The following is a 480-nucleotide window of genomic DNA, read 5'->3' as shown; positions in this document are numbered from 1 at the left end:
CAAATTGGAAAGTATGCTCACGGGCTACACCATTGACGTGTTCCGAGACGAAGAAATCAGAGACGAAGACATCTACCTGGACGAATTTTCGGACGAAATAGAGCAATGGGTCATTGATGCGTTCAAAAACATCGGCTGCAACACCGCCAGAAACGTCTTAGAACAAAGTCGCGAAGACTTGATAGAAAAGACCGACTTGGAGGAAAATACCATCGACGAAGTCCTTGCTATTTTGAAGGCAGAGTTTGAGGAAGAGTAATGCAATTAAAAATTAAAAATTAAAAATTACGGACTTTTTGCCGAATTTAATTTTTAATTCGTAATTTTTAATTCGTAATTGAAGAATATGTCTATAAGATTAAATAAGGTTACGCAAAATTTGAATGTGGGGCTTACGACGGTGGTCGAGTTTCTGCAGCGGCAGGGCTATGACCATCCGGATGCTGACCCAAATACTAAAATTGAGGACGTGGAGTACGA

At 40.2% G+C, this 480-nt stretch carries 1 pseudogene; it reads left to right on the top strand.

Features of this window, described 5'->3' with window-relative positions:
* Positions 1 to 259, top strand: a pseudogene (locus ASC50_RS04285) (transcription termination factor NusA); the annotation flags it as partial.
* Positions 260 to 480 lie beyond the last annotated feature (221 nt).

Source organism: Candidatus Symbiothrix dinenymphae, assembly GCF_001431085.1.
Note: the sequence above shows the minus strand (reverse complement) of the source record. Positions and strands in the feature narration are given on the sequence as shown.